This window comes from Limosilactobacillus sp. (genome assembly GCF_051873035.1).
In the GTDB taxonomy this organism is placed as follows: domain Bacteria; phylum Bacillota; class Bacilli; order Lactobacillales; family Lactobacillaceae; genus Limosilactobacillus.
In genome coordinates this window covers 1-22,123 of record NZ_JBJEEL010000005.1, presented here as the reverse complement: position 1 = coordinate 22,123, position 22,123 = coordinate 1, and the positions used below count along the sequence as shown (strand labels likewise).

22 protein-coding genes are annotated in these 22,123 nt (G+C 48.2%); 13 read left to right on the top strand and 9 right to left on the bottom strand.

Annotated features, from left to right (window positions below):
• Window positions 1–59 precede the first annotated feature (59 nt).
• The 4 genes from ACI31H_RS00355 (at window position 60) to ACI31H_RS00340 (ending at window position 4,280) form a co-directional block, all read left to right on the top strand.
• Window positions 60–392, top strand: a complete 333-nt coding sequence (locus ACI31H_RS00355; RefSeq protein ID WP_439770020.1) for a hypothetical protein — start codon at window positions 60–62, stop codon at window positions 390–392.
• A gap of 41 nt (window positions 393–433) precedes the next feature.
• Window positions 434–1,927, top strand: coding sequence for a cardiolipin synthase (cls, locus tag ACI31H_RS00350; RefSeq protein WP_439770019.1), 1,494 nt, complete (start codon window positions 434–436; stop codon window positions 1,925–1,927).
• A 201-nt stretch (window positions 1,928–2,128) separates the two neighbouring features.
• On the top strand, window positions 2,129–3,280 hold the full coding sequence (locus tag ACI31H_RS00345) for an aminotransferase class I/II-fold pyridoxal phosphate-dependent enzyme (protein WP_439770018.1): 1,152 nt from the start codon (window positions 2,129–2,131) through the stop codon (window positions 3,278–3,280).
• A 13-nt stretch (window positions 3,281–3,293) separates the two neighbouring features.
• Window positions 3,294–4,280: a D-2-hydroxyacid dehydrogenase gene (locus ACI31H_RS00340; RefSeq protein WP_439770017.1), complete on the top strand. Its 987-nt coding sequence runs from the start codon at window positions 3,294–3,296 to the stop codon at window positions 4,278–4,280.
• Between the two features lie 70 nt (window positions 4,281–4,350).
• Here the strand turns inward: ACI31H_RS00340 and pnuC are convergent, their stop codons facing one another.
• Window positions 4,351–5,103, bottom strand: coding sequence for a nicotinamide riboside transporter PnuC (gene pnuC, locus ACI31H_RS00335; protein ID WP_439770016.1), 753 nt, complete (start codon window positions 5,101–5,103; stop codon window positions 4,351–4,353).
• A gap of 180 nt (window positions 5,104–5,283) precedes the next feature.
• Window positions 5,284–5,790: a transcription elongation factor GreA gene (gene greA, locus ACI31H_RS00330; RefSeq protein ID WP_439770015.1), complete on the bottom strand. Its 507-nt coding sequence runs from the start codon at window positions 5,788–5,790 to the stop codon at window positions 5,284–5,286.
• Window positions 5,791–5,874: 84 nt separating this feature from the next.
• On the opposite strand from greA, the gene ACI31H_RS00325 reads away from it, so the two are divergent.
• From ACI31H_RS00325 to ACI31H_RS00310, 4 genes are all read left to right on the top strand, one after another.
• A complete protein-coding gene (locus ACI31H_RS00325) occupies window positions 5,875–6,978 on the top strand; it encodes a hypothetical protein (protein ID WP_439770014.1) in 1,104 nt (367 codons plus the stop codon).
• A 15-nt stretch (window positions 6,979–6,993) separates the two neighbouring features.
• Window positions 6,994–7,320 (top strand): hypothetical protein, encoded by a 327-nt coding sequence (locus ACI31H_RS00320; RefSeq protein ID WP_439770013.1) that lies wholly within the window; start codon window positions 6,994–6,996, stop codon window positions 7,318–7,320.
• A gap of 387 nt (window positions 7,321–7,707) precedes the next feature.
• Window positions 7,708–8,820, top strand: a complete 1,113-nt coding sequence (gene ald, locus ACI31H_RS00315) for an alanine dehydrogenase (RefSeq protein WP_439770012.1) — start codon at window positions 7,708–7,710, stop codon at window positions 8,818–8,820.
• Window positions 8,813–10,192 (top strand): APC family permease, encoded by a 1,380-nt coding sequence (locus ACI31H_RS00310; RefSeq protein WP_439770011.1) that lies wholly within the window; start codon window positions 8,813–8,815, stop codon window positions 10,190–10,192. Before ald ends, ACI31H_RS00310 begins: the two co-directional genes overlap by 8 nt.
• A 59-nt stretch (window positions 10,193–10,251) precedes the next feature.
• On the opposite strand, the gene ACI31H_RS00305 is transcribed toward ACI31H_RS00310, so the two are convergent.
• From ACI31H_RS00305 to ACI31H_RS00290, 4 genes are read right to left on the bottom strand one after another with little or no spacing between them, the layout of a single operon-like run.
• Complete coding sequence (locus tag ACI31H_RS00305; protein ID WP_439770010.1) at window positions 10,252–10,476, bottom strand: hypothetical protein; 225 nt, start codon at window positions 10,474–10,476, stop codon at window positions 10,252–10,254.
• Window positions 10,477–10,489: 13 nt separating this feature from the next.
• Window positions 10,490–10,996 (bottom strand): YbhB/YbcL family Raf kinase inhibitor-like protein, encoded by a 507-nt coding sequence (locus ACI31H_RS00300; protein WP_439770009.1) that lies wholly within the window; start codon window positions 10,994–10,996, stop codon window positions 10,490–10,492.
• Between the two features lie 37 nt (window positions 10,997–11,033).
• A complete protein-coding gene (locus ACI31H_RS00295) occupies window positions 11,034–11,828 on the bottom strand; it encodes a tyrosine-protein phosphatase (RefSeq protein ID WP_439770008.1) in 795 nt (264 codons plus the stop codon).
• A 19-nt stretch (window positions 11,829–11,847) separates the two neighbouring features.
• Entirely contained in the window at window positions 11,848–12,801 is a 954-nt protein-coding gene (locus ACI31H_RS00290) for a GDSL-type esterase/lipase family protein (protein ID WP_439770021.1), read from the bottom strand.
• Between the two features lie 187 nt (window positions 12,802–12,988).
• Here ACI31H_RS00290 and ACI31H_RS00285 point away from each other — a divergent pair, with 187 nt between their 5' ends.
• From ACI31H_RS00285 to ACI31H_RS00275, 3 genes are read left to right on the top strand one after another with little or no spacing between them, the layout of a single operon-like run.
• Window positions 12,989–14,167: a galactokinase gene (locus tag ACI31H_RS00285; protein WP_439770007.1), complete on the top strand. Its 1,179-nt coding sequence runs from the start codon at window positions 12,989–12,991 to the stop codon at window positions 14,165–14,167.
• A gap of 27 nt (window positions 14,168–14,194) precedes the next feature.
• On the top strand, window positions 14,195–15,643 hold the full coding sequence (locus ACI31H_RS00280; RefSeq protein WP_439770006.1) for a UDP-glucose--hexose-1-phosphate uridylyltransferase: 1,449 nt from the start codon (window positions 14,195–14,197) through the stop codon (window positions 15,641–15,643).
• Between the two features lie 29 nt (window positions 15,644–15,672).
• Window positions 15,673–16,665 (top strand): LacI family DNA-binding transcriptional regulator, encoded by a 993-nt coding sequence (locus ACI31H_RS00275; RefSeq protein ID WP_439770005.1) that lies wholly within the window; start codon window positions 15,673–15,675, stop codon window positions 16,663–16,665.
• Between the two features lie 61 nt (window positions 16,666–16,726).
• Here ACI31H_RS00275 and ACI31H_RS00270 read toward each other — a convergent pair whose 3' ends face one another.
• The 3 genes from ACI31H_RS00270 to ACI31H_RS00260 are packed head-to-tail and all read right to left on the bottom strand — an operon-like array spanning window position 16,727 to window position 18,603.
• The gene (locus ACI31H_RS00270; protein ID WP_439770004.1) at window positions 16,727–17,044 is read right to left on the bottom strand and encodes a metal-sulfur cluster assembly factor; all 318 of its coding nucleotides are present in this window, start codon (window positions 17,042–17,044) and stop codon (window positions 16,727–16,729) included.
• Window positions 17,045–17,046: 2 nt separating this feature from the next.
• On the bottom strand, window positions 17,047–17,928 hold the full coding sequence (sdaAA, locus tag ACI31H_RS00265) for an L-serine ammonia-lyase, iron-sulfur-dependent, subunit alpha (protein ID WP_439770003.1): 882 nt from the start codon (window positions 17,926–17,928) through the stop codon (window positions 17,047–17,049).
• A 12-nt stretch (window positions 17,929–17,940) separates the two neighbouring features.
• Window positions 17,941–18,603, bottom strand: a complete 663-nt coding sequence (locus ACI31H_RS00260) for a serine dehydratase beta chain (RefSeq protein WP_439770002.1) — start codon at window positions 18,601–18,603, stop codon at window positions 17,941–17,943.
• 322 nt (window positions 18,604–18,925) lie between these two features.
• On the opposite strand from ACI31H_RS00260, the gene ACI31H_RS00255 reads away from it, so the two are divergent.
• Together ACI31H_RS00255 and ACI31H_RS00250 are read left to right on the top strand one after the other, a co-directional pair.
• Window positions 18,926–20,299 carry a peptide MFS transporter gene (locus ACI31H_RS00255; RefSeq protein WP_439770001.1) on the top strand — a complete coding sequence of 458 codons (1,374 nt, stop codon included), beginning with the start codon at window positions 18,926–18,928 and terminating at the stop codon, window positions 20,297–20,299.
• 471 nt (window positions 20,300–20,770) lie between these two features.
• Window positions 20,771–22,054, top strand: a complete 1,284-nt coding sequence (locus tag ACI31H_RS00250; protein WP_439770000.1) for a cation:dicarboxylate symporter family transporter — start codon at window positions 20,771–20,773, stop codon at window positions 22,052–22,054.
• Window positions 22,055–22,123 lie beyond the last annotated feature (69 nt).

Genomic DNA, 22,123 nt, shown 5'->3' with positions numbered 1-22,123 from the left:
CTAAATACTACTTCGCGTTCCCAGAAGCTCGGTCATTTATGGCCGAGTAGTTCACTGCAATGACGGTCCTAAGCTTGGTACTCGGCCCGGCCCTGAGCAATAAACTGACGGGGATGCTGGTCCTGGCGCTACTCTGTATTTTAGTGGTGGCGTATGGAACCACGATCCAGCTAGTCTTCATCGCTATTGCCGAAAAGGATTACCCGCAATCGCTGGCGCTGGCAACCTCATTGCCGTCAATTTTTGCCAATGTCGGTATCTCGTTGGGGTCGTTTACGGCCTCCACGACGGTCCGGTTCCTGCCGCTGGTGACGGTGGGCTACGTTGGCGCGGTCTATGGAGCCCTAGCGATTATCTTGGCCCTGGCCCTTAGGAAGTCCGCTAGTAAGTAAATGCTATAATTTGATTAAATAACTGTGGGAGGATAAGTAAGATGAACATCGTTTGGACATGGGACGTGGTCCGGCGCATTATTGAGGTACTGTGGCTAATTAACATTGCCTTTGCCATCTGGACCGTCTTTCGGACCCGGCGTGATATCGCGTCAACTTGGGCCTGGTTACTGGTACTGTCGCTTTTCCCGGTAATTGGCTTTATCGTGTACCTGTTTGTGGGGCGGAAGCTCTCGAGTGATGATATTTTTAGTATTCGTGATGAGCGGCAGCGATTCCGAAAGCGGGTGGTTGCCCGCCAGGAGGACCTCCTATCTAAGCATAAACTACTTTTGCAAAGTGGCCGCTTAGCCCGGGCCCGCCAGTTGGCGACGTTATCGTCCGGCCTGGATGATGCCATCGTTACCTTTAATAACCGGGTGAAGGTGTTTATCGATGGGAAAAAGTTATTTACCAAGATGATTGATGACTTTGACCAGGCTCAGGACCACATTTACGTTGAGTTCTACACCTTCTATGCCGATGAACTTGGCCATAAAATACTGGCGGCCTTGGAACGGGCGGCTGAACGTGGCGTGACGGTTAAGGTCCTGTACGATTTGAGCGGCTCCCGGGGGACGACCTACAAATTCTTTGCCCATTTGGAAGAATTGGGTGGGGAGGCCCAGCCCTTTAACTCCCGGTCTACCAAGCGGCTATCGACGCCCCGCCTTAACTACCACCTCCACCGGAAGATCGTGGTAGTTGACGGTAAGATCGGCTACATCGGTGGTTTTAACATCGGTGACCAGTATGTCGGCAAAAAGGCTAAGTTTGGTTACTGGCGTGATACCCACCTGCGGATCATTGGCCAGGCGGCCCTGACCTTGACCGGGCGGTTTGCGATGGATTGGAATATGACCTGTCGGAAGACCGATAAGCACCGGGTTGATATCAAAAAGATGGTAGAGCAGCTGGATATTAAGCGGCCCGCTGACCCCAATAAGGACGTCGTAATGCAGACTGTTTCCTCGGGGCCGGATAACGAGGACTACGCGATCCGGCGGGGGTACGAGTCAATCATTTCTTCGGCCCGGAAGTATGTCTACATCCAAACCCCGTACCTCATTCCAGAGGAGTCCGTCTTAGAGGCGCTAATAGTAGCCGCCCGCAGCGGAATCGATGTTCGGGTAATGATCCCTTGTATGCCCGACCACCCCTTCGTTTACCGGGCAACTGAGTACTATGCCAAGTACCTGGTTAACAACGGGGTTAAGGTTTACAAGTACAATCACGGTTTCTTACATGCTAAAACGATGGTTAGTGGGGACAACCTAGCGTCCGTTGGTTCGGCTAACCAGGACTACCGGAGCTACCGGTTGAATTGGGAGGCCAACGCCTTTGCTTATAACGAGAAACTGACGGCCCAGCTAAAGAAGATCTTTGAAGATGATATCAAGGACAGCACCCTGCTGACACCGGAATACTTTAACCAGCAGTCCCGCTGGCGCAAATTTAAGCAGTACTTCTCCCGCCTGTTGTCGCCGGTATTGTAATATGAAGAACGCCTAATAGTTGGCTTTTGCCAGTTACTAGGCGTTATTTATTTTAGTTAGGGAGACCAGAGTGGGATAGAACGGTCGCATATACAGTTGCTTTATAAATATTCATTTACTATGAATAAATATGTGGACTTATGAATGTGAAACGACTATACTGGTTATAAACATGACGGATAACGAATGGAGGATAAAATTATGGATAGTTCAATTCTGAGTAAGACTTACCAACAGCCTCAGTCAAACATCTTGGCGGATGTCTGTGCGTTGGCGGCCAAAATGGACAACGTGATTGACCTGTCAGTTGGTGACCCGAACTTCACCACCCCACAGCCAATTATTGAGGCTGCCTTTGAGAAGGCTAAGCAGGGGATGACCCACTACACGGCCGCTGAAGGGCTCCCCGAATTACGTCAGGCCATCTGTGATTTCTACCATTCAAAATACCAACTTAGTTTTGACCCGGCCCAGGTACTGATTACGGTCGGGGCTGAACACGCCCTTTTCATTGCCCTAGAAGCGATCCTTGATCCCGGAGACGAAGTTATTGTTCCTGAACCATGCTTCTCACCTTACCTGGAACAGGTCAAGATGGCCGGTGGCACACCGGTGATTGTCGATGGGAAGGCCGCTGACGGCTTTAAGATCGATGCCGCTGAAATTGCTAAGAAGGTTACTCCTAAGACGAAGGCAATTGTTATCAACACGCCAAATAACCCGTCTGGTAACGTCATGACGGCGGAAGAAGAACAGGCGCTGGCTAAGTTGGCAATCGACCATAACCTGTTAATCTTTAGTGATGAAATTTACGCGGACTATGTCATGCCGGGGAAGCAATTTACGCCAATCGCCAAGTTTGCACCGGAAAATACGGTGATCGTTAGTGGAATGTCAAAGAGTTTTGCGATGACGGGCTGGCGGATCGGCTACCTAATCGGTCCAGACTGGCTAATTCGGGCGGCCAATGACGTTAACGATGCCGTAACCTTCTCGGCGCCAACCATGTCACAGGAAGGGGCACTATATGGTCTCCAGCACCATGATGAACTGGTAGCACCAATTGTTCAGGCCTTCCAAAAACGGTTGAGTTACCTCCAAGAAGAACTACCGAAGATCAGCTGGTTAGATGTTAGCCCGGTAGAAGGGAGCATCTATGTCTTTGCCGATATCCGGGCAACCGGTCTGAATTCGGTTGACTTTGCCGACCAGTTATTGAAGAAGGCGGGAATCCTGGTGGTACCAGGGTTGGCCTTTGGTAAGTGCGGTGAAGGCTTTGTCCGGATTGCCGCTACCCAGCCGTTAGATAAGCTGGAAGAGGCAGTGGAAAAGATGAAGAAGCTTACCTGGTAAGGAGGTCACGGTCATGAAGATTTTAATGTATGCGGTCCTGGAACCAGAAAAGAAGTATATCCAAGAATGGTCCGAAAAAAACGGGATCGAAGTTAAGTGTGTGGATGAACGTCTGGACGCGAAGACTGTTGAATGGGCCAAGGGCTTTGACGGAATTGACTTTCAACAAACCCAGCCCCTGGACCCGGTAGTCTACCAAAAGTTGCACGAGTACGGAATTAAGCAGTTAACCGCCCGGATGGTAGGTTATGACATGATTGACTTTGACCTGGCTAAAAAGTATGACCTGGTAGTCACTAACGTACCGGCGTACTCACCACGAGCAATTGCGGAAATGGGGCTGACCCAGGCCCTGCGCTTGGTCCGGAAGTTGGGCTATTACGACCAACGGATGGATAAGCTTGACTTCCGTTGGGCCGGTCTCGAAAGTACCGAGATTTATAACCTGACCGTTGGTATTATCGGTGCCGGTCATATCGGTGGTGCGACGGCACAACTTTATTCCGCGCTGGGGGCCAAAGTGATTGCGACGGACCCTATCCACCGGGTCGAATTAAATCCCTACTTGGAATATACCGACCAGGAGACCCTGCTGAAAACCGCGGATATTGTGACCGTCCACACCCCCTTGAATGAGTCGACGACTAACTTATTTAACAGTGCAACCTTTAAGAAGATGAAGTCGACGGCCTACCTAATCAACATGGCCCGGGGTGGAATCGTCAATGCGGACGACCTGATTACCGCTTTGCAGAATAAGGAAATTGCCGGGGCGGCCCTGGACACCCTGGCCGACGAAGGACAATTCTTCGAGAAGCAGGCGACACCAGAAGAAATCCCGGATGATTACAAGACCCTACGTGCCATGCCGAATGTCTTAATTTCACCACACAGTGCCTTCTATACGGACACGGCCATGAAGAACATGGTGGCAATGGGGCTGGATGATGTTGTAGCGGTTGTGAAGGGACAACGGCCACAATTCGAAGTCTTTAACTAAAATACTGGATACAAAATCGGAGCAAGGTAAGCGCCCATGCTGGACAATTACCTTGCTCCTTTTATTTGTCTTATTCGACACCAATTTCTTTAGCGTATGCCTGTTCAGCTGCACTAAGACGTTCACGTTCCTTTTGGTTGTACCATGGTGAAATTGTGAAGGCCATGATATCGTTGATCAGGTAGATAGAACTATTGACCGCCATTGCCAGGGTAGCCGAACCCTGCCGGTAGGAAATAAACCACAGGACTAGTTGGGCAATTCCGGAGGCTAGCCACCAGAAGTACTGGTTATTGAAACGTAGGAAGCAGATTACCCCGGCAGTGAGGCTAATTGAGAAGCTAATTGCGTCAATCCACGGCCGCGGGTCATCAGTTAGTTGACCAATCAGGTAGCCGGATACCAAGTACACAATTCCCGTTGCGATAATGGCAACCAGCCAGCTTCGGGCGTTAAACTGCCGGATCTTGGAGGCCATATTTACGTTCCAGTTTGCCGAAAGTAAGACCGGAATATCCAGGGTAATCATGTAGGCGATCTGCTCACCAATACTGAGGTAGTTCTTGGCGTTAAAACCCACGATAATAAAGCAAATTGCGGACAGGATACCGAGCACCCCATTGACGGACTTAGCGGCGTTGATGGCCAGGACGCAAAGGACCCCCAGTGTGGTCCCGATAAAGGTGATGATAGTTAGCCAGGTCAGCGGTGCGTTGGCCAAAGTCATTACCTGACACCCCAGGCTGAAGAAAAATAAGTAATAGTTTTGCTGTGGCCAACCCTTAAGCTGGTGACCAAGAAATTTAAAGTAGTTAGTTAACATAATTTGACCCCTATATATAGATTAATAGTGGTCTGTAGCGCTACAAAACACAACATATGGTATTCTAGCGGTCGGATTGGTTGATTGCAAGTACCAGTCGAAGTGGTTGATCATTTGATCGGGTTAGCAATCATGCTAGCTAACCACAATGAGAGCGGTTCAACTTAAGGGAAAGATTTTTTATTTTGAACTGAGTGCAATTTTAATGATGGTGACCTGATAAGAGGCCTGCGGGGCCTGAACGGTTACCGTTTTGCCTGCCGGTTGGTGAAGGATGGCCTGCCCGAGTGGGGAGTCAAAGGAAACCTTTTGCTTTGCCAAGTCAGCCTCTTGTTTCCCCACGATCTGGTAACTGGTAACGTCATCGTCATCTTCAAAGCGCAGGGTGACGGTTGTCCCGAGGTCGACCTCATCGGCAGAACCAGGATCAATGATTTGTGAGTACTGGAGCTGCTTGTTCAGGTAGCGCAGGCGGCTTTCTAGGTGGCGGAGTTCCCGCTTGGCGGTACTGTACTCGGTGTTTTCGGAAAGGTCGCCCAGTGCCCGGGCCGCCTTTAACTGTTCAATCTTAGCTGGCCGGTCTGCCTGGAGTTTGGCAATCTCATCCTCAATTTCTTGGTAACCACCCTTCGTCATCTTTTGAAAGTAGACGTGTTTCATTGCCTCTTGAAGCTTCTTCTTTTGCATTTGATGACCCCCATTTAATCTTTACTTTACAATTATGATATGATAGATAGGAAAATTCAATTTAGAACAGAGGAGTATATAAATATGAACGAACAAGAAGGACATATCAAAGAGTTCCTTGCTTCGTCCACGTATAGTCAGCTATCTGCTAACCAGCAAAAGCACGCTCAAGATATCTTGAACCGTTTCACTCAGCACATGATGGATGAACAGCACTTGGCCGATACCGCGTGGACACCCCAGGCGGTTAAGGAGGTGATGGTTGGTGACTTTATCGCTGATCCAGCATTGACTAACCAGTTCGGGATTGCGGTTGCCCCAGTGCTAAAGGCTTACTTGTCCTATTTGGATGTTGCTAACCAAGCAGAATTAGTGGCGGCCATCGATGAACAGCGGACCAACATGAACCACTGTCGGAAGGCCCACCAGACCTGGGCACAGTTACACGGCGACCAACAGCCAGCCGCGAAGGAAACGAAGCCGGCCGAACAAAAGTCGACCACTGAGGCGGCACCCGCAGTAAAGCCGCTGACGAAGCAACAGTTAGCCGACTTTCAAAAGCAATGTGGCCATGCCGTGGCGGTTGAGCCCGAGTTCCAAAACCAGGAATTAGATGCTGCCGGACAGCAGTATGTGGTTGCCCAGTTTATCAAGTTAATGGCCCAGGAATGCAATGAGTATCCTGGTAGCTGGGAATTCCATGACCTGCAACGGGTATTAGGGATGATGATGCCACTGGATCCAGATATTACGGCTAAGCAAATTAAAAATATTGTCCCAACTGCCCAAGCCCTGTTTGACTACCTGAAGCGCACCAAGCAAATCAACCTGGAACAGTATCGGACTGCCCTGAAGGCCATTGCTAAGATGCAGCCATCACAGGACATGCTGTCTAGTTTGAGCCGGCGGGAGCGGGAAACGCAGTTGATGCTTTCCTTTATCCGGAGCAACGGAATCGATACGGATGACGTTAAAACGGCTGAGAAGTGGATGGATGAGCACCGTCAAGAAGTCGCTAGCTTTATGCGGACACTGCTGAATCCGTGGAGCGACTATGAGCGTCAACAGATGGCGACTAAGCGTCGTAACCAGGCCCGGCAAACATCAGCGGGTGCTGTTAAACGGCGGGTACCACGGGGAATCAAGTTTAGTAAGAAATCACGGCGTAAGAAGCACCATAAAAAGTAAAAGGAGGGGACCACGATGAGTGTTGAGATACCACAAAGTATGGACGATGTGGTAATGCAGGTTGCCCAACGGAAGCTACATGGTGAGAATGTTACCGAAGATGATGTCATTAAACGGGCCGTTCGTGATATTTTGCAAGCGTTGTTCGACGAAGCGCTAGAAGGCCACTATGATGATGTTAAGTGGTCAGGGGATGACCTAGAAGTAACTGACTTTATGGGGAAACCAGTTGGTAAGGTTAGCCCGAAGAGTGCTAGTTTTATTACTGATTTTCGTGAGAATGCCGATGAGTTAACACTTCGTCTGGAAGATGAAACGACCAAACTGGTCGGTGGACGTTAATTATCGGGAGTTAGGGAAAATTCGCTGCTTGATAGGCGAACTTTTTCTTATTACTACTGATTAATATTCGAGATATAACTAAGAGGCTGAGAAAAAGTGGGCTTTTTCTCAGTCTCTTATTAGTTTTCTGGAACAATTTACTAGAAGCGTCTTAAGAAAACAAAAAAATTTAGAATTGTTTATTGTGTGAAATAACTGCTTGTTAACTAATCAGTAACTATGTGCTTGCTCACTTCACAAACTATTTAATTGTAAAAATGTTACCTGGTTACTTTTAAATAGGTAATAACTAGAAAAATAGTGCTAAAGTAACTTTGTGAATTTCACAAAGTTATGTTATCTTATAGGTGGCATAAGGGAGGCGTCAAATGAAAGGAGCGTCCTATCATGTTAATCGGGATTCCAAAGGAAATTAAGAACCAAGAAGAACGTGTTGGTGCTACCCCAGGAATGGTTGCTAGCCTAGTTGCTGGTGGACACCGGGTGATTGTGGAGCAGGGTGCCGGACTAGGAACCGGTTTTACCGATGACGACTATACCAAGGTCGGTGCCGAAATTGGTTCGGCCGCGGATGCTTGGGAAGCAGAGATGATCATCAAGGTTAAAGAGCCACTGGACTCTGAATACCACTACTTCCGTCCTGGAATGATTATCTACACTTACCTTCACTTGGCAGCTGACCCGCAGCTGACCACGGCGTTACTCGAAAATAACGTTACTGGGGTTGCCTACGAAACGATGGTCGGTAAGAATGGTGGGCTACCGCTCCTGGCGCCGATGAGTGAAATCGCCGGGCGGATGTCAGTCCAAGTCGGTAGTCACTTCCTCGAAGAACCACATGGTGGCAAGGGCCGGCTGTTAGCTGGCACCACCGGTGTAGAGCGTGGGAAGGTAACGGTAATTGGTGCTGGTACCGTGGGCTTCAATGCAGCTAAGATTGCGGTCGGTATGGGCGCCCAGGTCACCATCTTAGATATTAATGCCCAGCGGCTGGAATACATCGACAATGTCTTTGGTGGTAAGGTCCAGACGTTGATGTCGACGCCGCATAACATTGCCCGGGCCGTTAAGGAAGCAGACCTCGTAATCGGTGCAGTCCTAATCCCAGGAGCCAAGGCACCACACTTAGTTACTACGGAAATGGTGGATAGTATGGAAGACGGGTCCGTGATTGTGGATATTCCAATTGACCAAGGAGGAATTTTTGAAACCACAACCCACGCGACGACCCACGATGATCCAGTTTATGTTTCACACGGCGTTATTCACTACACAGTAGCTAATATTCCAGGGGCGGTACCAAGAACTGCTACGGAGGCTTTGACATCAGCAACGACGGCCGCTGCATTGAAGATTGCCAATAAGGGAATCGTTGCAGCAGCTAAGGACGACTCGACGATTTACACGGGGGTAAATACCTACCAAGGAAAGGCAACCTCAAAGGCAGTGGCCGACAGTCTGGAGTTGCAGTACACTTCCTTGGCCGACCTAATTGAATAGCAAGCGGATCGACCCCCGCCTGGTCCTGCGAAATGCACAAAAGGCGGACCATGATCGAACCCTCGGCCTGTTTGATCTCACGATTTTAGGTGTTGGTGCCATCATCGGAACCGGGATCTTGGTCTTGACCGGGATCGTTGCAGCTGAAGACGCGGGTCCAGCAGTGACCTTCTCCTTCTTGATCGCGGCAATTGCAAGTGGGTTAATTGGCTTATGTTATGCTGAATTAACCACGAGTATTCCTAACTCGGGTGGTGCGTATGTCTATAGCTGGGTAACGTTAGGGCAGCTACCCGCCTTCTTTACAGGCTGGACACTGCTTGGTGTTTATGTCGCTACCACGGCAACCGTTGCCAATGGTTGGACCGGGTACCTAAAATCGTTTCTTCAGGAGTTTGATATCCTACTGCCCGCATCCTTACTGGTTCCTGCTGGGGCCGGAGGAATTGTCAACTTACCAGCGGTCATTATGATTCTACTAGTGACGGTCCTGTTAACACGGGGAACGGGACAGAGTAAGTTTGTTAATAACTGCTTGGTGTGCATCAAACTATTGATCATTTTCCTTTTCATCTTTGTCAGTGTCCGTGATGTTAACCCAAGCAACTGGCATCCCTTTGCTCCGTATGGGGTGCGCGGCATCATTACCGGTGCAGGGACAGTATTCTTCTCCTTCCTCGGTTTTGATGCCTTAGCAACCTCAGCAGAGGATGCCAAGGATGTTCAACACACGATTCCCCGGGCAATCGTTTACTCACTAGTTCTTTCGACGATTCTTTATATTATCGTGGGATTATTAATGACCGGGGTTGTTAAATACACGCGGCTAAACGTTTCAGAAGCGATGGCATTCGTATTGCTTAGCCAGGGACACCGGCTGGCGGCCCAACTAGTTTCCGCCGGTGCAATTTTGGGAATTATCGCGGTGGTGTACGCTTTCATCTACGCCGGTGCCAATATAACGAAGGCGATGAGTCGGGGAGGCTTTTTACCATCACACTGGGCTAAGCTCAACTCGCATAGCGGTAGTCCTAACCGGGCTTTGTGGATTATTGGTTGCCTATCGGCATTACTGGCCGGGGTTTTTGACCTCCACTACCTAGCGTTAATTGCCAATGTCGGTTCATTAATTGTCTTCTTTATCGTTTCGCTAGCGGTAATCTTAACGCGGCGTCAGTATCCAGCACTGGAGCGACCATTTAAAGTGCCGGGTGGAAAAATAATCCCAATCCTTTCGATGGGTGTGTGCCTACTTTTACTAGTTAACATTTCTGGTGCAGCATGGTTAACTTACCTGATATGGTTGGTTGCTGGGGCAGTGCTGTACGGACTTTATTCCCGCCACCACGTTGATCTTAAACAACAGGGTTAAATCAAAAGGCTGAGAAAAATTATTTTTTCTCAGCCTTTTAGTTTGTAGTGATGGGTTGCTTAAAGCTTCTTCTTAACTTCATACGGCTTAGAAGCCTGGTGTTCAGCTGGCAGTGCATCCTTGGCGTAGAAGATTGCGTATTCTTCATCGTTGGGGCCCTTAGCAATCACGAGATCATCGTTATGCCGTTCTCGTTTAAAGATTTGGCCCTTCCGGACGGCCTCGTTATAGTCATGAATATTAGCAACTGAGTCACCGGGGTTGAAGAAAATTCGGGTTTCCATATCTATCACTTCCTTAGGCGCGACTTGGGAGGGTTGCCTTAGCTTTTGCTAGAACATGTCCCTTAGCAGCATGGAGAAAATCATTCAGCCAGTAGCCTTCTTTTAATGGCAACGTCGTATCGAGGGCGTAAACGGTGAGCGTATAGTCATGTTCCTTATCCGGTGGTTGGGGCCCAACGTAGCCACGGCTAATTCGCTCGTCACCGTTTACCAGTCGTCCGGCATTGCTATTGTTTCCTTGGACAAATTGACCCGCGGCCGTCCGGCTAGCATTTTCGGGGATCGTCGTCAGTGTAGCGGGAATATTAGCCGCTAGCCAATGGATCCAGGTAAAACCACAGACTGGTGTGGAGTCGAAGTCAATAAAAACAAGGGCGTACGACTTAGTGTTCGCCGGGGCATCCGTAATCTGGATCGGGAAAGATCTGATGGGGTGGTCGGCGAGCATATCACTATCAGGTGCGTACTTACCGTACTTATCTGCTAGTAGACCATTAACCAGTGGAACCGTAATTTGCATAAGCCATTCCTCCTTATACCAATAATTATAACCTTTCCTAGTCGAGATATAAACGGCGGAGGTCCTCAAGATCACCTTTAGAAAGGCCGAGGTAGTTTGTCAGGTAGTGATAAGAGTCGCCAGCAATCTGATTAACGGTGTTAAGGGCCGCCGTTAGGTACTCCTGGTGAACTGAAACCAGGTCGCGGCGGTTGGCGATGACGGCATCAAGGTTACCAAGGTCCTTGCTGGTAGCGCGGAGCTTCTTTAACCAGGATTCACGAAAGTCGGCCGTAACTTCGTTGGTTAGCAGGTAATCATTGACGGCCGTTTCACGTGGAACACCAAGGGCGGTCAAAATTAGGTAAGCCCCGAAACCAGTCCGGTCCTTACCGGCAGTACAGTGGAAAAGAACAGCGCCCTTTTCGGTGGTTAGTAGTAAGTGAAATAACTCTTGGTAGGCCCGCTTGGCACTCGGTTGTTTTGGCATCTTGCTGTATACCTGGACCATATGCCGGAAACCATTACCGGGGGTCTGCATATCCCTAGCAATTTCTTCGTCACTACGGGAAGCGTTAGTGACGTCGGCATCGAAAACGGGGAGGTTATAGTAACGGGCGGTCGCTGGTACCCGGTCCGGTGCTGTCGTGGCCTCCTTTTTAGAACGGAAATCAACGTCAACGGTCACGGGAATCCTGGTAAGGACTTGCTCATCCTGCTGATCAAGTTGGGCTAGTCGGTCTGACCGGATCAGTCGACCAGCTTTAATTGTTTTACCGTCACTTGTTTGGTAACCGCCAAGTTCGCGGAAATTATAACCATGTTTAATTGGCAGTAGGCGTTCATTACTCATTTAAAATCCCCCTCTATGGTTAACTTAATAGTTGTCGTAAGGTCTTAGCAAAGTGGTCACCAGCAGTTTGGGCACCACGTTGGTTGGGATGGAGGTTGTCCGTGTAGTCGGTACACCAGCCAGCAGTTTGGACTAATGGTACTGCGTACTTGGCCGCCGTCGCCGTAATTTCATTACGAAATGTTTGACTAAAGGGTACTAGGAGGGCAATCCGGCTAGTTGGGAAAGTGGTGATTACCTGCTTGAGAAAGTCCTCGTAGGCTAGTTTAAACCGGGCCGCCGGAAACCGGCGGTCATTAACTCCTAAGTTCACAATTGTTAGTTGGGGGTCATTAACCGTCCATTTAGTATCGGCATCGATTGCCGGTAAGAAGCCTTTAGCAACTGGAACACCACCAGTTCCTGGCCGTAAGACGCCAGCTGCTGAATAGGCGATGCGGACCCCGTCGATATTAGCTTGGTCGCTAGCGAGGCCAACATAGTTACTTTCGGGCCGGTAATCGAGTGCGGCCTGCTTACCATTAACCCAGCAGCCGGCAGTGATGGAGTCACCGATAAAGTTTACCAGTGGCCGCTGGGGGGCCGGGGTGATCTGGCCAGCAACCATAATCCCGGTAATTGCAAACCCCTGCTGTCCTTGCCAAACTTGGTCAAAGTCGGTATTACCGGCACAGGTAACCTCAATTAGGTGGCGTTCGGTGTCCAACAGCGAAATCTTGAGGGTGCGCTGGCTAGCAGGAACACGGTGCCACGGACCGTTATCAACCCGCCAAGCATACATTTGACTGGGGAAACCCGGCTGGCCGTTATTGAGGACGTTGACCAAGACTGCTGGACTGTTGGTTACGAGGAAGCGGATGCTGCTAGCAAGGTTAGTTGTATATAGACAGGAATGTCCGTGTACTTGTTTAATCGTCCACCGCCCGGTCCGCTGGGCCAGTGGTAGTAGTTGTGCTGGTGCGTAATTTATCATTTGCCGTCCTCCGTTTTTATTCATTCTAACATTCTTTAACCGTAGCCAGTAATAGCAATAACCAGTAAGCGCTTACTAGTTGATTTAATAAATAATGTAAGCGCTTATTGACAAATTTGGTAAATTATATTAAATTATATTTAGTAAAAGTTTACTACTAAGTTTTTGTGCGATGGAGGTTATCGTGATGGATAAGCAACAATTTCTCGATGAATACAAAGCTGTCTTTGGTGAAAATGGTAAGGCTGTCTTCTTCTCACCAGGCCGGATTAATGTGATTGGTGAACACACCGACTACAATGGGGGCCACGTTTTCCCATGTGCCATTAGTATCGGTACATACGGTGTTTATGGGCCACGTGAAGACACGACGGTTGCTATTTATTCGGCAAACTCCGCTAAGGAAGAAAATAGTAAGATTATTAAGTTTGATATTAATGATGAAAAGCCGCAAGAAGCAGCTGATGAGAAGTGGGTTAACTACTTCAAGGGGATGCTAGTTTACCTGAAGCAACGGGGATACAAGATTGACCATGGTTTCAACTTCTACATCCATGGTTACCTGCCATACGGTTCCGGACTTTCTTCATCGGCTTCAATCGAAATGCTGATGGGGAACCTCTTGAAGGACGAATTTAACCTCGACATTGATGAAGTAGAATTGGTCAAGTTAGGTCAAAAGACTGAAAATGACTTTGTCGGCCTGAACTCTGGTATCATGGACCAATTTGCCGTCGGGATGGGTAAGAAGGACAACGCGATCTTCCTCGACTGCAATACTTTGGAATACAAGTACTTACCACTGGAACTTGGTGACTACGAAATCTTGATCATGAGCACGAACAAGACGCACTCACTGGCCGGTTCTAAGTACAACGAGCGGGTTGAAGAATGTCAAGAAGCGGTTAAGCGTTTAAGCAAGAAGCTTAACATTACGAAGCTTGGTGAAATCGACCCCACGACCTTTGACCAGTACACTTACCTAATCAATGATGACACCCTGATTCGGCGGGCACGCCACGCCGTTACCGAAAACGAACGGACGAAGCGGGCCATCGATGCTATGGAAAAGGGTGACCTGGAAGAATTAGGTCGGTTGATTAACGCTTCGCACGTTTCACTTAAGTACGATTACGAAGTTACCGGTAAGGAACTGGATACCCTGGCCGAAAACGCTTGGGAACAACCTGGCTGCTTAGGTGCCCGGATGGTCGGCGGTGGCTTCGCCGGCTCAGCAATTGCGATTGTTAAGAAGTCTGCTGCCGAAGACTTTAAGAAGAACGTCGGTAAGATTTACCGTGAAAAGATTGGTTACGACGCCAGCTTCTATGACGCTGAAGTCGTTGACGGTCCACACAAGTTGTAATTAATACTTTGCGAGGAGAATGAGAAAATGAAGCTAATTGAAGAATATGCTGATAAGGTAATTGCCAGTGGTGCTTATGAGCCATTGGACCGGATTTATGTCATGAACAAGATTCGGGGCTTTGTTGGTGATGAAGATGTTGAAGCTAATGATGACCAACCCTTGGTTAGCCAGCTAGTTGACCTGGCTGTTAAGCGGGGCAAGATTGAAGATGGCCAGACGGAACGCGAAATTTTGAATGACCAGCTTTACGACTTGATGACACCACGGCCATCAGTAGTTAACCACCTCTTCTGGGAAAAGTACCAACAATCACCAGACACGGCGACTAACTGGTTCTACAAGCTGTGTACCAGTAATGACTACGTTAAGGTAGCCGCAATTAAAAAGAATGTTGTCTTTGATAAGCCAACCAAATATGGTAACTTAGAGATTACGATTAACCTCTCCAAACCAGAAAAGGACCCTAAGGCAATTGCGGCCGCTGCCCACGACACGAAGAAGAAGTACCCTCAGTGTGCACTGTGCATGGAAAACGAGGGTTACAAGGGCCGGCTTGGCCAGGCAGCCCGGAGTAACCACCGGATTATTCGGCTGACGATCGGCGGTAAGCAGTGGGGCTTCCAGTATTCACCATATGCCTACTTCAATGAGCACTGTATTTTCCTCGATAGTAAGCATGAACCGATGAAGATTAACCGGCAGACCCTGGTCAACCTGGTAGAAATCGAAAACCAGTTACCAGCATACTTTGTCGGTAGTAACGCTGACCTGCCAATTGTCGGTGGCTCAATGCTCGCCCATGAACACTACCAAGGTGGGCGGCATACCTTCCCAATGATGAAGGCAACGATTAAGAAGCCACTACAATTTGCTGACTACCCTGCAGTTAAGGCCGGAATCGTTAACTGGCCAATGAGTGATATTCGCTTGACGAGCGCCGACACGGCTCAATTGATTGACCTGGGGACCCACATTATCGATGTTTGGGACCACTATAGCGACGAAAGCTTGAATATCAAGGCCTTTGATGGCGATACCCGTCACCATACCGTGACGCCAATTATGCACCGTAATGGTGACCAGTACGTCTTGGACCTGGTTCTGCGGGATAACAACACCAGTGAGCAATACCCACTGGGCATCTTCCACCCCCACGAAAAACTGTGGCACATTAAGAAGGAAAACATTGGCCTGATCGAAGTAATGGGCCGGGCCATCCTGCCAGCACGGTTGAAGGATGAACTAAACGAGGTTAAGAAGTTCTGGCTTGGTGCAGAAAATAAGATTGCGGATAGTCATCTTCCGTGGGCCAAGGAAGTCCAATCACGGGTTGAGATTACCAAGGACAACGTGGACGAAGTACTGGAACAAGATCTGGCCAATGTCTTTGCTAATGTCCTTGAAAACGCTGGTGTCTTCAAGGATGATGCAGCTGGCCAGGCTGGTTGGGGCCGGTTTGTTGACCAATTATAAAATGAGCTATTGAAAGGAGTACGTTGAGGATGGCAGTAACGTTACGAGACATTGCAAATAAGGCGGGGGTTTCAATTGCAACCGTATCGCGGATCCTCAACAATGACACGACCCTTTCAGTAAATGAAAAGACCCGCCAACGGGTATTGGATACGGCTGAGCAGTTTAACTACACCAAACATAAGCGCCCGCAAAACAGCCGGGTACAAAAGGTAGCGGTTGTTCAGTGGTATTCACTAACCCAGGAACTCGATGACCTGTACTACATGGCAATCCGGATGGAAATCGAACGTTCCGCCCAGCAGCGGGGGATTCAGACGGTACCGATTTACCAAAATAACATGGAGGATATCCCCCAGGACGTAACCGGGATTATCGCAATCGGTAAGTTTAGTAATACCCAGGTCGAAAAGTTCCGCTTGGTAACTAAGAATATTGTGTTTGTTGATTATGATAGCCTAGCGGCGGGCTATGATTGCCTGGTGCCAGACTTTGAAAATGCGGTGCGTTCCGTAATCAGTGAATTCTTGAATGAAGGGATTCACGACATCGGGATGTTGGCAGGGACGGAAACCACGACAGATAACGAAATTGTGCCTGACCTGCGGCGCTTTTACTTCGAAAGTGACCTGCGGCAACGTGACTTGTATCATCCAGAGTATATTTTTGCCGGCGACTACACCTCGATGTCGGGCTACGAAGCGATGAAGCAAGCAATTGACCGCTTAGGTGATAAGCTACCCCATGGGATCTTTATTGCAAACGACCCCATGGCGGTGGGAGCGTTAAAGGCGGTCCAGGAGGCCAAGATTGCCATTCCGCAGCGGCTATCATTGATTAGTTTTAACGATACCGCCCTGGTGAAGTATGTCTATCCTAGTATGACAGCTGTTCACGTGGCCACGGATGAAATGGCCCATGCAGCGGTTGATATGATGGCTAAACGCTTGCACAACCCGGATGCAGACCCATGTAAGACGGTTGTCGGGACGCATTTGATCAAGCGGCAAACAACTAAGTAACCTTGAAAAAAAGAGTCCGCCAAGAATCAGTACTGATTCTTGGCGGACTCCTTTTTTAGGTTCAAGAATGGATACCCAGGGCCAGTCGCGCGGCCCGACTCATCTTAGCCGGGGTCCAAACTGGCTCCCAAACAAATTGGACATCCACATTTTTAACTTCCGGGACCCTTTTAGCGGCTTTAGTAACAGCCGTAGCTAAAACGTCGGTTAGTGGACACCCCATTGTCGTGAGGGTCATCTTAACTAGACAAATCCCCTCTTGGTCGAGGTCAATGCTATAAACAAGCCCTAGGTTGACGATGTCGATCCCCAATTCCGGGTCGATTACGGTAGCCAGCTGTTTAATAATATCATCACGGATGAGTTCTGGTGACCGCATTATTAGACCTCATTCCCAAAAATTCGGGCCTTGATTGCCTGACCAGTTGGCGTTCCGGCGAGTCCCCCAATCCCGGTTTCACGAAGGGCCGATGGCAGGCCATGGCCAACCTTGTTCATCGCCGCGATACACTCATCAACGGGAATCTTGCTGACGCAACCGGCCAGTGCCATATCTGCCGCAATTAACGCATTTCCGGCACCGATGGCGTTCCGCTTTACGCAGGGGATCTCGACAAGGCCGGCAATAGGGTCACAGACCAGACCTAACAGGTTGGCGATGGCGATGGCCATTGCGTGCCCGCTTTGTTCTGGCGTTCCACCAGCAGCCTCAACTGCCGCCGCCGCACCCATTGCCGCCGCACTACCTACTTCGGCCTGACAGCCACCGGTAGCGCCAGCAATTCCGGAGTGGTTGGCGATCACTAGGCCTACACCACCAGCGGTAAAGAGGAAGCGGATCATTTGGTCATCCGTGAGACTTAGCCGGTCCTTAAGCATAAAGAGGACCCCAGGTAGCGTTCCAGCCGAACCGGCCGTCGGGGTAGCACAGACCACCCCCATTGCAGCGTTAACTTCGTTGGTGGCAATGGCATCTTGGACGGCCTCCATCATGGCATCGCCGGAAAGGGTCCGGTGGGTCTCACGGTAGTGCTTAATCTTGACCGCTTCACCCCCGGTGAGGTGGGTCTTTGAAAAGACACCCTTACCGTTTTGTCCCCGTAAGACGGCATTGGCCATTGTAGTGATATTCTTTGCCATGTGCCGCCAAACTTCTTCCCGGTCGCAGTGCGAAGTACGGCATTCTTGTTGAATGATCAACTCCGAAATTGGCTGGTGGGTTTGCTGCGCCGTTTCAATAATTTCTTGAATACTATCAAACATCGGTCGTGCCTCCTATAAGCAGATGACGTGCTTAAACTTTGAGTGAATATCATCAATAACCTCGTCAGTCATGTAATTTTTGATGTCGAATTCGTAAATATCATCGACGTCACCCTTCAATGACTGCTTACGAGAGAAGGGGGCAACCTGGTCGATGTAATTAGTCAATTCAACAGCGTTTGGGTGTTTCTTTCCGTAATCGATGTAGACAATAATCGGCAACGGACCAGCGGGCCGAACCTTAATCTGGTCGACAATCATCTGCCGAATTTCGATGGCGCCCCCGCCAATTGAGCAGGCGGTAAGGCTGATTGACTTTTGGTTGTTACTAACCTCTAACACGGCCGTATTGGGGTGATGGATGGGGCTGGGCCCGTCCTCTTCAACGAAGCGGATGTCGATTCCCCGTTCCTCGGCAATTTCAACGGCATCGGGGACCCGCTGATCATCCGGCAAGAAGCCAAGAATACCAGCCGCAATGGCATAGTCCGTCCCGTGACCGCGGTGAGTTTTGGCAAACGACTCGTAGTAATGCACCGTTACCTTGGTAATTCGGGCATTAAAGATTTTATAGGCGGCCCGACCAATTTTGACGGCACCAGCCGTATGAGAACTTGAGGGTCCGATCATAACGGGACCAATAATGTCAAAGACGCTTCGATACTTTGCACCCATCTTTTTTTCCTCCAAGTTGAATATAATAAAAAACACTATCGCAAACTAAGATTAAATCTTTTTGACCTGCTTTTAAAGGCTTAAATTATAGAAAGTGTTAAGTAGGCGCTACCTGCTAGATTAGTGCAATTAGTATGATTACTAACTAAAAAATAAATTGATGAAAAGCCCGGTATTTATTGATTATTAGAATATAAATATCAAAAAATTACTTTTAGGGTTTGATAAAGCGCTCACATACTGATAATATAGGCATTGATGAAGTGGTTTGTATCTTTTATTAATTAGCAGTTTGGTTCAATGTAGGAAAGAAGGAATGATTGTGGATACGCCAAAAACTAAAAAGAAAAGACCGTTTGGTTTCTATGTCTGTTCACTAGGCTTTACATTTGAACGGGCGGCCTTTTATACCGTTAAGTATATGTTGGCAATTTGGATTGCTACTTCAATCGGTAAGGGTGGTTTAGGTCTCACCGACGTCAAAGCGGCTTCCATGGCAGCGGCCTTTCTGGCACTGACTTACATTGCACCAGTATTTGGTGGATACGTAGCCGACTACTGGCTTAGTCCACGGCTGTGTGTTGCAATTGGGATGATTTTAATGGGTCTCGGTTACATGGCTGCCTGGCAGGCGCACTCGCTGACGATGGTTTGGGTAATGATTGCCCTAGTTGCAATTGGTACCGGGCTGTTTAAGGGTAACTTGTCTGGTGTTAACGGTTTGCTGTTCAATGATGAAAAGGAATTGAACGAAGCCTTCTCGATCCAATATTCATTTGTTAACACCGGTTCATTCATCGGAACGACCTTTATCGTTTTACTGATTTCACTATGGGGATTCAACCTCGTATTCTTAGTTTGTGCCGCCTTAATGTTTGTTGATGCAATTTGGTTTATTTGCAACATGCGTTCCTTAGGTGACGCTGGGAAGAAGCCGTTTAAGATTGACCAACGGAAGTTCTCTAGCGTAGCTACTAAGAGTGATAAGAGCGCAGAAGAAAAGGATGCTAGCAAGGAACCACTGACCTCCGGAGACAAGAAGCGGATTGCTGCAATTGTTCTGGTTACTATTTTCTCAGTTGTCTTCTGGATGGTTTGGTACATGGCTTACATGCCGGTTTACTACTACTTCGGTTATGGTGACGGTGCCAACTTCTTACACCGGGCTAACTGGATGATTGGTTCTTTCCAAATTCCAACTTCGTACTTCGACTCAGTTAACGCCATTGTATGTATTGCCTTAGGGCCAATTTTTGGTCACTTATGGACGAAGCTATCCGAACGTCCACAAGGTGATATGAGTATGTTCAAGAAGACGGCCCTCGGGATCATCTTCATTGGTCTAGCTTACGTAGTCATGGTATTGGCAGATATGGTTGGTAAGGGTCACACCTCAATTTGGTGGATCGTGATGGTTGCCGTCCTCATGTCAGTCGGTGAAATGGTCTTCTCCCCAATGGGTAACTCCTTTATCACCAAGTTGGCACCGGCGAAGGTTATGGGACTGTTGCTTGGTTTCTGGCCAATTGCGGTCTTCTTCGCAACCTTGATTTACCCACGAATCTACGCCATTCTTAAGACTTCTAACCCCGCCCGCTTCCAAATGGGTTACGGTATCTTAGCCGCCATTGTTATTATCCTGGGCTTGATTCTCTGGTTCAGTAGTCGTAAGTTAGATGCGCTAGAAAAGAGCTAATGGTGTCGTTTAACAATTGAATATAAATGGGATAGCGGTTGAACGTTATTCCAAAAGAAGCTCCCGATATTCGACCTTGGTCAGAAGATCGGGAGCCTCTTTTGTTTTAAATTCGGTAGCTTTTTAGAACGTACCTGTGATTTTTAAATAGTGAATAAAGCCCTAAAATAAAAAATCTAAAAAATTTTTCAAGAGTAAAATACGGACAAAAAATAAATACTGGGCACAAACGATCAGTATTCATTTAGGACTAAATAGCAGTAAAAAGCGGATAAATATATTTATTAGAGGTCATAAAATAACAAATAGCGGAACAATTCTTACAGGGCCCCCCGAAGTTGTTATTTATAAATAGTGAACTAATCATAATTAATAGACATTTGTGTTCGGAAATTGGCTAAAATAGAGATGAAATGCCCGGAGAGATGTGCTAAAGTAGTTACTGACATTTAAGAGGGAGAAGGGTCTAAAGTGAAACACTATCGTTTTAGCCGCCTGAGCATGGGGTGGCAAATTATGATTGGTTTAGTTCTTGGGATAATCTGTGGGGTTGTCTTTTACCAAAATAAGGGTGCCATCACGGTGATGCAGAGCCTCGGGACGATCTTTATTCGGCTGATTCAAATGATTGTCATGCCGATTGTGGTTTCGTGCCTAACGGTTGGGATTGCTAATATTGGTGACATTAAAAAGTTAGGACGGATCGGTGCCAAGACTTTAATTTACTTTGAAATTTTAACGACGATTGCATTACTACTCGGGATCGGGATGGCTAACTTAACCCACCCCGGTACCTTCATCAACATTCATGACTTGCACGCCACCGACATTTCACAGTACATGTCGACTGCCAAGCATGCGGCGCATAACAGTGGCTTTTGGCCATTGATCCTGTCGATTATTCCGACAAATATTTTTAAGTCGATGTCTGATGGTGACATGATGCCGGTAATTCTGTTCTCAGTACTTTTCGGTCTGGGAATTGCGGCCGTGGGCGAAAAGGCGCAGATTTTAATCGACGTCTTAAACGGTGTTGCTGAAGTAATGTTCAAGGTTACCAACTGGGTAATGAAGTTCGCACCGGTCGGGGTCTTCGGCCTAATTGGGATGACCATTGCGGAAATGGGAATTAGCGCCCTACTTCCGCTGGGTTACTTTATCCTAATTGCCTACGTTACCATGATTATCTTTATCATAGTAATCTTGGGGATTACGGCGCACATCTTCCACCTGCGTTACTGGAAGACGATGCGGGTGATCTGGGATGAAATCGTCCTGGCCTTTACAACTGCCAGCTCCGAAGTTACCCTGCCACGGTTGATGAAGAAAACTCAAGAAATGGGGGTTGAAAAGGGGATTACCTCGTTTGTCATCCCAACCGGTTACACCTTTAACCTTGATGGATCGGCTATCTACCAGTCACTGGCAGCTATTTTCTTGGCCCAGGCATACGGACTTCATTTGAGCTTAGCCCACCAAATCACCTTGCTAATTGTGCTGATGATTACCAGTAAGGGGATGGCCGGGGTACCCGGAGCATCCTTTGTGGTCCTCTTGGCGAGTGTTTCGACGATTGGGGTACCGATGGCCGGCTTGACCTTCATTGCCGGAATTGACCGGTTTGTCGACATGGGCCGGACCGCCGTCAACGTGGTTGGTAACTCAATTGCCACGTTAGTAATTGGTGAGTCAGAAAAATCGCTTAACCGTGACCAATACAACCACTACATTGATAACTACGGTAAAAAGAAGTAGTTAATTATTTATGAACGGCAGATTGCAATAAATAACTTGAACAAATTTAATGACGCAGATTAAGCAAGA

Excerpts from the sequence above, each read along its gene's own strand:
- ACI31H_RS00355 (WP_439770020.1), top strand. The coding sequence starts at position 60 with ATGACGGTCCTAAGCTTGGTACTCGGCCCGGCCCTGAGCAATAAACTG.
- cls (WP_439770019.1), top strand. The coding sequence starts at position 434 with ATGAACATCGTTTGGACATGGGACGTGGTCCGGCGCATTATTGAGGTA.
- ACI31H_RS00345 (WP_439770018.1), top strand. The coding sequence starts at position 2,129 with ATGGATAGTTCAATTCTGAGTAAGACTTACCAACAGCCTCAGTCAAAC.
- ACI31H_RS00340 (WP_439770017.1), top strand. The coding sequence starts at position 3,294 with ATGAAGATTTTAATGTATGCGGTCCTGGAACCAGAAAAGAAGTATATC.
- pnuC (WP_439770016.1), bottom strand. The coding sequence starts at position 5,103 with ATGTTAACTAACTACTTTAAATTTCTTGGTCACCAGCTTAAGGGTTGG.
- greA (WP_439770015.1), bottom strand. The coding sequence starts at position 5,790 with ATGCAAAAGAAGAAGCTTCAAGAGGCAATGAAACACGTCTACTTTCAA.
- ACI31H_RS00325 (WP_439770014.1), top strand. The coding sequence starts at position 5,875 with ATGAACGAACAAGAAGGACATATCAAAGAGTTCCTTGCTTCGTCCACG.
- ACI31H_RS00320 (WP_439770013.1), top strand. The coding sequence starts at position 6,994 with ATGAGTGTTGAGATACCACAAAGTATGGACGATGTGGTAATGCAGGTT.
- ald (WP_439770012.1), top strand. The coding sequence starts at position 7,708 with ATGTTAATCGGGATTCCAAAGGAAATTAAGAACCAAGAAGAACGTGTT.
- ACI31H_RS00305 (WP_439770010.1), bottom strand. The coding sequence starts at position 10,476 with ATGGAAACCCGAATTTTCTTCAACCCCGGTGACTCAGTTGCTAATATT.
- ACI31H_RS00300 (WP_439770009.1), bottom strand. The coding sequence starts at position 10,996 with ATGCAAATTACGGTTCCACTGGTTAATGGTCTACTAGCAGATAAGTAC.
- ACI31H_RS00295 (WP_439770008.1), bottom strand. The coding sequence starts at position 11,828 with ATGAGTAATGAACGCCTACTGCCAATTAAACATGGTTATAATTTCCGC.
- ACI31H_RS00290 (WP_439770021.1), bottom strand. The coding sequence starts at position 12,801 with ATGATAAATTACGCACCAGCACAACTACTACCACTGGCCCAGCGGACC.
- ACI31H_RS00285 (WP_439770007.1), top strand. The coding sequence starts at position 12,989 with ATGGATAAGCAACAATTTCTCGATGAATACAAAGCTGTCTTTGGTGAA.
- ACI31H_RS00280 (WP_439770006.1), top strand. The coding sequence starts at position 14,195 with ATGAAGCTAATTGAAGAATATGCTGATAAGGTAATTGCCAGTGGTGCT.
- ACI31H_RS00275 (WP_439770005.1), top strand. The coding sequence starts at position 15,673 with ATGGCAGTAACGTTACGAGACATTGCAAATAAGGCGGGGGTTTCAATT.
- ACI31H_RS00270 (WP_439770004.1), bottom strand. The coding sequence starts at position 17,044 with ATGCGGTCACCAGAACTCATCCGTGATGATATTATTAAACAGCTGGCT.
- sdaAA (WP_439770003.1), bottom strand. The coding sequence starts at position 17,928 with ATGTTTGATAGTATTCAAGAAATTATTGAAACGGCGCAGCAAACCCAC.
- ACI31H_RS00260 (WP_439770002.1), bottom strand. The coding sequence starts at position 18,603 with ATGGGTGCAAAGTATCGAAGCGTCTTTGACATTATTGGTCCCGTTATG.